General features: G+C 55.0%; 6 protein-coding genes and 1 pseudogene. 2 read left to right on the forward strand and 5 right to left on the reverse strand.

All coding sequences use genetic code 11. The annotated features are described in order from the left end of the window. The 4 genes and pseudogenes from B2R48_RS05700 to B2R48_RS05715 form a co-directional block, all read right to left on the reverse strand. A pseudogene (locus tag B2R48_RS05700) lies at positions 1–878 on the reverse strand (glycosyl transferase); the annotation flags it as partial. 70 nt (positions 879–948) lie between these two features. Then, on the reverse strand, positions 949–1,743 hold the full coding sequence (locus tag B2R48_RS05705) for a calcium-binding protein (protein ID WP_296998677.1): 795 nt from the start codon (positions 1,741–1,743) through the stop codon (positions 949–951). Between the two features lie 330 nt (positions 1,744–2,073). Further along, a complete protein-coding gene (locus tag B2R48_RS05710; RefSeq protein ID WP_296998679.1) occupies positions 2,074–3,456 on the reverse strand; it encodes an HlyD family type I secretion periplasmic adaptor subunit in 1,383 nt (460 codons plus the stop codon). After that, complete coding sequence (locus B2R48_RS05715) at positions 3,453–5,243, reverse strand: type I secretion system permease/ATPase (protein WP_296998681.1); 1,791 nt, start codon at positions 5,241–5,243, stop codon at positions 3,453–3,455. The genes B2R48_RS05710 and B2R48_RS05715 overlap by 4 nt, the downstream gene beginning before the upstream one ends. 328 nt (positions 5,244–5,571) lie before the next feature. Between B2R48_RS05715 and B2R48_RS05720 the strand changes: the two genes are divergently transcribed. Together B2R48_RS05720 and B2R48_RS05725 are read left to right on the forward strand one after the other, a co-directional pair. Beyond that, positions 5,572–6,072 carry a MarR family winged helix-turn-helix transcriptional regulator gene (locus B2R48_RS05720; RefSeq protein ID WP_296998683.1) on the forward strand — a complete coding sequence of 167 codons (501 nt, stop codon included), beginning with the start codon at positions 5,572–5,574 and terminating at the stop codon, positions 6,070–6,072. Beyond that, entirely contained in the window at positions 6,069–7,274 is a 1,206-nt protein-coding gene (locus B2R48_RS05725; protein ID WP_296998685.1) for a glycosyltransferase, read from the forward strand. The genes B2R48_RS05720 and B2R48_RS05725 overlap by 4 nt, the downstream gene beginning before the upstream one ends. A gap of 293 nt (positions 7,275–7,567) precedes the next feature. Here B2R48_RS05725 and B2R48_RS05730 read toward each other — a convergent pair. Further along, positions 7,568–9,436: DNA gyrase subunit B (locus B2R48_RS05730; protein ID WP_296998687.1), on the reverse strand; the 1,869-nt coding region annotated here is incomplete at its 5' end.

Genomic DNA, 9,436 nt, shown 5'->3' on the forward strand with positions numbered 1-9,436 from the left:
CAGCGGAGCTGGAATTCAATCGCGGCCTTACTGGATCTCATATCGGCACGGGCAAGCGACCCAATGATATATTCGCGTAAATCTGCATCTGATTTGCCCTGTGTTTGCCACCAGCGTGCCAGGGATGGCAGGGTCGACGCATCGGGCAGATGGCGAATGGCAAGGGTGCGAACACCGGTCACAACCAGATAGGCCCCTGAAGCGTTGCCTGGCCGGTCAGCGATCATGTAAACCAGCTTCTGCCCGCGCGGCCCGGTCTGGCTGACATGGGGAAGCTGCGTGAGGCGCTTGAACCCCGAAGGCGCGACAATGAAGACCGCCTCGATATCATTCACGGCATGCGGCAATGCTGTGGCCAGCAGTATCTTGTCACCAGAAAGCTTGGCCACGGCTTTAGCCGGCTTTGGGCGATCGACAATTTCGGCGACAAGCTGAAGCAGAAAACTGTTGTAGCTTTTGGACCGCCGCATTCGAAACAGGCTGGCCCACATGCCCAAAAGGGTCGATACCAGCGAAAGCCGCCCGGCGGGCGTTACGCCATTCAAGAGCGTTGGTGCGCTGGCAAATTCAAAATCACCATCGGGGTCTATTGTGATCTCGTCTTTTCGCCCAAGCGTTCCGGCCTCGGCCAAAATCGTTATCGGTTCATCCTTCGGACGGCGGATGACGCGCAGCAGTCGGGTCCCGCCGCCATCAAGCGGCAACCGCAATGTCGCCTGCGGAGAAATCGCAACACCACCAACTGCTTCGAGCTGGGGAACTTCCCACAAACGGGTGGGCGTATCCCAACTCAGCAACAACGTATCAGGGTTCAGCAGGCAAACACCGGGCGCTTCGCCCGTCGTCCGCACTGCATCGGACGAGGCAAATTCAAGCATGACAATCTTTCGCTTACTTGAAGATCAGGACGGGTCGTCCGCAGCCGAAGCTGCGGACGCCGCCAGCGGATTACTGGACGCTAAAGAAGCTGTCCGGATCATCCTGTACGTCTTCGGCATCGACATTGTTGAGGGTAATGGAATCCCCATTGCCAAGATCGATGACGGTGTTGGTACCGACTTGCGTTGCACGGGCAGCCACGTCATCGGCACTTTCGATGCCGGTGTCATTGATGTTGCTGCTAATGGAAAGCATGTCGTCACCTGCCTGGAAGTCCAGAACGACGTCGTTACCGCCGCCGCCAGAGAACACGAAGGTGTCTCCGCCAGAACCACCAGCCATAATGTCATCGCCAGCACCGCCTTCGAGGACATCGTCCCCGGCGCCACCGAGCATCAGGTCATCACCCTCACCGCCCTGAAGCACATCGTCTCCAGAACCGCCAAGCATGACATCGTCTCCGCCACCGCCGAGAACGATATCGTCGCCTGCACCGCCGATCAGAAGATCGCTGTCTGATCCGCCGTCGAGAACGTCATTGCCTGAACCGCCAAGCAGGCGATCGGAATCCGCCCCGCCTGACAGAACATCTTCACCGGAGCCACCCATCATCAGGTCGCTACCGTCGCCCCCGATCAGCGCATCGTCACCCGATCCACTGAACAGGACATCGTCACCTTCGCCACCAAGCACAACATCGTCGCCCGATCCGCCGAACAAGACATCATTGCCTTCTTCGCCAAACAGCACGTCGTCGTTACCTTGTCCGAAGATTGTATCGTCTCCGCCACGTCCAAAGATGACGTCACTGAAACGAGATCCGAGAAGCGCATCATCAAAGGCGCCGCCTTCGAGAGTTGCCATGTAATCCTCCTTCGTGTCCCAACGTTGTTGACATCGCGGGGATGTTTCCCTCGCGAGAGGATGGCCGTTCCCTCTAGACCTTCTGAGCCCGTGGAAAACGACCACTCAGAAACCCTATATTTTTTTACTTTGTCTTTGGAGGGTATTGTCGTGTTTTTATTTTGTCAACATTATGACCTATTTCAAAATCAATTACATTTATTTGATTAATACTACTTCTACTTTATTTTTTATTTGTTTCAAATTTCGATCTATACTTGAAAAGAAAAGGGCCAATCCGGCGAGAAACCGAAAAGGCCCTGAGTTGGAAACGCATTTCGCGGGGGAGGATTACTCTTCGCGGAAGGCCTTCTCCATGCTTTGTGTGATGGGATCAATCAGGTAATCGATGGCCTTACGCGGGGTTTTCAAAACAAGAATGTTGGCCGGCATCCCCGGGCGCAAATTGATGTCGTCATGTTTTTCCAGTTCGGCCGGATCAATGGCCGCACGCACGATGTAATAGGAAGCATCGCGCTCCTGATCGACTGTCTGGTCCGCCGCAACATAGCGTACCTCGCCGTTTAACGGCGCCAATCGACGCTGACTGTAGGCGGTCAGACGAATTTGCGCCTTTGATCCAACCTGAACCGAGTCGATATCCTGACGGTTGATGCGTGCCTCGATCACCAGCGGTTCATCTTCGGGAATGATGTCCATGATTGGTTCGGCCGGACTGATGACACCACCAGGCGTTCTGATCTGGATGTTGGCGACTGTTCCGGCCTGGGGGGCCCGCACTTCGAGGCGGTCGAGCACGTCCTGGCTCGCACGGATGCGCTGTGTGACATCATTCAGGGCAAGTTGGGCTTCCTGAATTTCGGTCGCAATGTCGCTTTGCCATTCCATTTCAATCGAGGCCAGATTGATCTCGGCTTCGGCCTTTTGCTGTTGAGCGGCTGCGCGCTGGGCCTTGAACTCGCCCATATCGCCGACAAGGTCTGACCAGTTGTTTTCGATCTCGACCAGTTGTGTACGGGTGGCGAAACCTTTCTCGGCGAGTTGGCGAATCCCTTTGAGTTGCTCGGCGACGAGTTTTTCCTGACGGGTACGTGCGTCAATCTGCGACACCAGAGCCTCTGCTTCGGCCTCAAACTGTTCGATTTGTTTGGCCTGTGCATCACGTTTGGCGGCATATACTTCCTGACGTTTGGCAAACAGGCGTTTTTCATCGTTCAGGATGTCGCTGACATAGTCCTCTTCGCTGGCGAGAAGCTCTTGGGAGAACGTTATGTTTTCCTGCCCGCGCTGTTCTGCACGTAAACGCGCAAGCTTGGCCATCAAGCCAAATCGTTCGCCTCGCAACTGACCCAGTTCAGATTCACTGCGGGTACCATCCAGAAGCGCAAGAGTCTGGCCTGCGGTGACCTTTTCCCCCTCCTCGACCAGAAGCTTCTTGAGGATACCGCCTTCATAGTGATTAACGACTTTCTTTTTTGAATCGACAATCACCGAACCGGTTGCAACAGCAGCACTATCCAGTTCGGCGGTAAACCCCCATGTCAAAAACCCGCCAAACCCCAGAATAATGACGAACAGGCCAGCCATGATCGGCTTGCGCAAACTTTGTCGCGACGCTTCACGTTCTTCAGACAGTATCTGATGCCAAGCGACTTGAGGTTCCTCGGCCGGTAGTGCTGTACCGCCCTCATCAAGGTTAATGACCCGGTTCATGCCGCACCTCCGTTTTCGTGTTTACGCTTTACCGGGGGCAGGCTTTTGATGTCGTCGCTTTCATTGGACAGATTACGGATCACATCTGTTCGTTCGCCGAACTGTTTGACTCGCCCATCCTGCATGACGAGAAGCTTGTTGGCGTATTGCATAATGCTTTGACGATGAGCGATCAGCACCACCATTGCACCAGAGTCGGCCGCTTGCCGCACGGCACGGATCAGGGACGCCTCGCCCTCGGCATCAAGATTGGCGTTGGGTTCATCAAGCACCAACAGACGTGGCCAGCCATAAAGTGCACGTGCCAAAGCAATACGCTGTTGCTGTCCGCCCGACAGCGTATGTCGTCCGGCACCAATCGGCGTGTCATAGCCCAACGGCAAGCGTCCGATCATTTCATGAACACCCGCCGCACGGGCAGCTTCGATTACCTTGCGGGGGCTGGAATCGCGCATGCGACTGATATTTTCCCGGATCGTCCCATTCAGCAGCGATACCGATTGTGGCAAATAGCCAACCATGTCGCCAAATGATCCGCGCTCCCAGAGATAGGCATTGTGCCCATCAAGATAGACCCCCCCTGTCGCGGGCTTGGTTGTCCCGACCAGCAATCTTGAAAGCGTCGATTTGCCCGCCGCTGACGGCCCAACCACACCCAGAATTTCGCCGGGTAGCAGTTCGAAACTGATCCCGCGCAACACCGGAACGTTTGATCCCGGCACCGCATAAACCAGATTATCCACAACAAGCGGTCCCTCGGAACGCGGGGTTGGTTTGATTTCACGTTCGGACTGACTTTCTTCCAGCATCAACCGGATGCGTTTCCAAGATGAAAATGCGCCGACCCATGCCCGCCAGTCGCGGGTGACATTATCAAACGGCAGCAACAGTCGTCCCATAATCACGGTACCGCCGATCATGGCACCGGGCGTGGTTTCGCCCTGAATGACAAGGTAAGCCCCCATCGCCAGAACAATGATCTGCATGCCAAAGCGGGCGGAACGGGTGATGGAATACATGCCCTTGCTGCGCATATTGCCAACATCAAGCAACTCGCTGGCATGGATCTGCGCCTGCCGCCAGCGCAAGGCGAGTGCTGGCATCATGCCCATTGCCTCAATCACTTCGGCGTTCGAAACTGTCGATCCGATATCGCCGATATTGCGCAGATTGGCGTCTGTTCCTTCCTTCGTGGCCTGACGGACCATCAAGTCACCCAGCAGACTCAACCCGATCAAGGTCAAAACCGCGACCAGTCCGGCGATGCCGTAATAGGGGTGCAAGGCAAACATCACGAAAAGAAAGATCGGTGACCAGATTGCCTCAAGCGGGGCGGCGATGGTGTTGCCGGTGATGAAGTTGCGCAGATCAGAGAGGTCGCGCAAGACCTGGGTCCCGTGCAGGGATCCCTTTTCCAGGGCCACACGCATGGCCGCCGAAATTGCCGGCAGGTTCAATCGCCGCAAAAGCGACTTTGCCATTTCCTGAAAGACAAGTGCGCGCAGGAAATCAAGGATGCCATACAGGATGATCGCCGCAACCGCGATCACCAGAAGCAAAAGCAGGGTATCGGTGCTTTGGCTGTTGATTACGCGATCATGCACCTGAAGCATGAATAACGGCACGGTAAGTTGAAGGATATTGATAAAGCCACTCATCACACCGGCCCATCCCAGCCCGCGCACGAATGTAAAGCGCGCTTCACGGATGACCGATCGCGCATCAAGTTCGGGCCGGGCTTCGGTCGAATTCTTAGGATTTGCCAGCTTTTTGCGGCGAAATTGCATCGAAAATCATCCAATTAGGCAAAAGTCATAGTTTTTCCGCAATCTAATCACATAGTTGCGATGACATGATGATCTACAATAAATTTAAATATGTCGATCTCATGTTGATGATTAGACAATGTAAAAACATTAACAATGGAAGTAATTCAAAAATAAAAATACTTTAGAATTACTTCCTGATAACGAGCAAATCTGCGGGAAGAAATAGGCGTTCGGAAAAACCGTTCAAGAACAACGTCTTGTTATCTTCCCCAATACGAAATTTGTGTCAGGGCATTTGTGCCTTGGCATCAACTCTCGCTTGGGACCAGATAACGGATCGAAACTCATGACCGTCACACATCTTGAACTAGCAAATACCGTCGAGCGAATTTATCGGCGGTTTGCGGATTTGTTACGGGTGGATCTCATTCGACTCGGTAAGGATGACATCAGCCCGGCGCAAGTGGCGCTGCTTTTCACCATAGGCGAAGATGAACTCTCGGTGCGCGATCTGCTTGATCGTGGCCACTATATGGGTTCAAACGCGTCCTATAATCTTAAACAGCTTGCAGAATCGGGCTATGTCGAACGCCAGGTCATGGCACGCGACAGGCGTTCTGCTCGATTGAAGTTGACCGAAAAGGGTCATGAACTCTGTCAGGCATTGCATGAGTTCCACGAAGAATATCACGATGCCCTGACCAACAATCTCGAAGACCAGCAGGAAATGGAAACGGCCCTGCGCACCTTGCGCAGACTGGAAGAATTCTGGACACAAACCCTCAGATACGGAGGTGTTCCCATCCATGGGTCGGTCGAAGTCCAGGAGGCCCGAAACAGACGATGAAGATTGTCCTCGCTCATCGCCATGGACCGGGACAGTTTGTACATCTTGCCTGCCATCTGGCCAATGCCGGATGGCAGGTTTCCTTCCTGTGCGAAGCCATGAATGTTCGACTGCCCGGTATCCGGACACTCCGGCAGCCGGTAACGTCCCCGCCACCTGCCACACCATTTGCGCAATACCATCAGGAATTGGGACTTAAGACCGCCAGAACCCTTGAAAGTCTCGTGCGTGAGGAAGGCGCACCTGACATCGTTTATGGCCATATCGGCTGGGGCAGCATGATGTTTGCCCGCGACGTTTTGCCAATCACGCCCTTAATCGGATATTGTGAGCACTACTATCACGCCAGCGGGCGCGATGTCGGCTTTGATCCCAATGATGAAATCACGCTGGCGAAACGTACGCAGCTTCGCCTGCGCAATGCGGCCCAGCTGACAACGCTTGATCAGCTTGATGCCGCCATCAGCCCGACCAAGTGGCAAAAATCAGCATTTCCGGCGGCTTATCACCACAAGATCGGGGTCTGCCACGACGGCATTGATACCCACCGCTGCCAACCAAATCCGCAGGCCAGTTTAACCTTGCCTGATGGTCGGGTTCTGACCGCCTGCGATCAGGTGGTCACCTTTGTTGCGCGCGACCTTGAACCCTATCGCGGCTTTCCAACTTTCATGCGTGCAGCCGCGAAGCTTGCCGAAGAAAATCCGGAAGCTGTTTTTGTCGTCGCTGGCGGTGACGGGATCAGTTACGGACAGCCACGCCCCGATGGCCGGAAGTGGCGTGAGGTCATGTTAGCCGAAACCGGGATTGATCCATCCCGCATTCACTTTCTGGGCCAGATTCCGCATGACCAGTTGATCCGGCTTTACCAGATCAGTTCGGTGCATGTTTACCTTACATATCCGTTTGTGTTGTCCTGGTCCGTGCTTGAAGCCATGGCGTGCGGTGCAGTTGTCATCGCCTCGGACACAGGCCCCTGCCATGACGTGATCCGCGATCGGCAGAACGGATTTCTTACCGATTTCTGGGACAGCGACGCATTGGCAGCAAGGATGACCTCTTGCCTGACACAACAAAACAGTCTGGGCATAATGCGTAAAAGGGCCCGCAAAACGATTGTTGATCACTTTGACCTTCGGTTGTCCCTCGACAAACAAACCAGTTTGCTGGAACGCATGGCATCCGCCAACACGGCGATCTGAAACACGGCGCCTGCCCCCGCTAATCTGTGGCTACTTGTTGCCTTGCCACTATGGGGGTCACAATCGAACATCGTCCACATACAAGTTTCGGCCCCGGCCAAAACCAAGAGCAGTCGACGCGGAATCAGTTTCTTAATGGCGCTGGGGGACGACAGATCACAACACGTTGGACGTTTGCGCCTGAATGCAACAAACGTAGAGGATAGTAACGGGGCAGAGTAAGTACAAATCATCTGTTTGAACTTACTCTGCCCATTCAAGTTTTATGAGTCAATTCACACAGACATCACCGCTTATACATCAAGGTTTGCAACCTTGAGTGCGTTTGACTGGATGAAGTCGCGGCGGGGTTCGACGATGTCGCCCATGAGGGTGGAGAAGACTTCCTCGGCCTCGTCTGCGTGGTTGACTTTTACCTGCAGGAGGGAGCGGACGTTCGGATCCAGCGTGGTTTCCCAAAGCTGATCCGGGTTCATTTCCCCCAGACCCTTATAGCGCTGGACGGAAATGCCGCGACGGCCGAATTCCATCACTGCATTGACCAGATCGACCGGGCCATTGATTTTCCAGGTCTTGTCCTTGGCAACAAATTGCGCGCCTTTTTCAAACAGTTCACGCAGATCGCCAAGAATGCCGGCAATCGCGCGGGCTTCTGCCGAACGCAGGATATTGCCATCGATGATATGACGCTGTTCAACACCACGCAGCATACGCCAGAGGACGATTTCGTCCATCGGGGCTTCGCCGTGCCAGCCACGGTCATAGTCTTCTTCGAGGCTGTCGAGATGTTTGGCCAGCGTTTCGGCCGCTTCAAGGCGTTTGCCATCATCATCAAGCAATGCCGGGTTCAGCGCACCGGCAAGGGTGGCCTGTTCAAGCACGGAGATCGGCAGCTTGATCGACAGCGGCTCAAGGAAGCCTTTGGCCTTGCGCGCCAGCTCGACGACACGGACCAGGTCCGGGCCTGCCAGCTGCTGACCATCGGCAAGGGTAAGAACGGCGTCCTCGGTGCCCTGTGCGGTCAGGTATTGCTCCATCTCGCGGTCGTCCTTGAGATACTGGACCGAATTACCGCGCTTGGCGCGATAGAGCGGCGGCTGGGCGATGTAAAGATACCCGCGTTCGACCAGTTCGGGCATCTGGCGATAGAAGAAGGTCAGAAGCAGGGTTCGGATATGCGCACCATCGACGTCGGCGTCAGTCATGATGATGATTTTGTGGTAACGGGCCTTTTCGATGTCAAAGTCATCACGGCCAATCCCGGTGCCCATGGCGGTAATCAGCGTGCCGATTTCCTGACTTGAAAGCATCTTGTCAAAGCGCGCGCGTTCAACGTTCAGGATCTTGCCGCGCAGCGGCAGGATGGCCTGGAAACCACGTTCACGGCCCTGTTTGGCCGATCCACCTGCGGAATCACCCTCCACGATGAACAGTTCGGCTTTGGACGCATCGCGTTCCTGACAGTCTGCCAATTTGCCCGGAAGCGACGAGATATCCAGCGCACCCTTACGGCGGGTCAGTTCGCGTGCCTTGCGCGCTGCTTCACGTGCAGATGCGGCTTCGACCACCTTGGTGACAATCTTGCGCGCATCCTGGGGATGTTCTTCAAGCCACTGGGCGAGCCTGTCATTGAGGATGTTTTCCACCACCGGACGCACTTCGGACGAGACCAGCTTGTCCTTGGTCTGGGATGAGAATTTCGGATCGGGAACCTTGACCGAAATCACGCAAGACAGGCCTTCACGGGCATCATCACCGGAAAGGGCGACCTTTTCCTTTTTGGCGATACCGCTTTCCTGCGCATAGGAGTTGATCTGACGGGTCAGGGCAGCACGGAAGCCAGCCATATGCGTGCCGCCATCGCGCTGCGGGATGTTGTTGGTAAAGCAGAGCGTGGTTTCGTGATAGCTGTCATTCCACTGAAGGGCGACTTCAACGGTGATGCCGTCTTTTTCGCCTTCAATGCTAATCGGTTCTTCGATCTGGCGGACCTTGTTGCGGTCGAGATATTCGACAAAGGCACGAATGCCGCCCTCGTAATGCAGCTTGGTTTCGACCGGATCGCCGCTGCGTTCATCACGCAGGGTCAGGATCACGCCCGAGTTCAGGAAGGCCAGTTCACGCAGGCGATGTTCGAGCGTCGGCAGGTCGAAATCGGTCAT

This window comes from Thalassospira sp. UBA848, assembly GCF_002295455.1.
In the GTDB taxonomy this organism is placed as follows: Bacteria; Pseudomonadota; Alphaproteobacteria; order Rhodospirillales; family Thalassospiraceae; genus Thalassospira.

Excerpts from the sequence above, each read along its gene's own strand:
- B2R48_RS05710 (WP_296998679.1), bottom strand. The coding sequence starts at position 3,456 with ATGAACCGGGTCATTAACCTTGATGAGGGCGGTACAGCACTACCGGCC.
- B2R48_RS05705 (WP_296998677.1), bottom strand. The coding sequence starts at position 1,743 with ATGGCAACTCTCGAAGGCGGCGCCTTTGATGATGCGCTTCTCGGATCT.
- B2R48_RS05715 (WP_296998681.1), bottom strand. The coding sequence starts at position 5,243 with ATGCAATTTCGCCGCAAAAAGCTGGCAAATCCTAAGAATTCGACCGAA.
- B2R48_RS05725 (WP_296998685.1), top strand. The coding sequence starts at position 6,069 with ATGAAGATTGTCCTCGCTCATCGCCATGGACCGGGACAGTTTGTACAT.
- B2R48_RS05720 (WP_296998683.1), top strand. The coding sequence starts at position 5,572 with ATGACCGTCACACATCTTGAACTAGCAAATACCGTCGAGCGAATTTAT.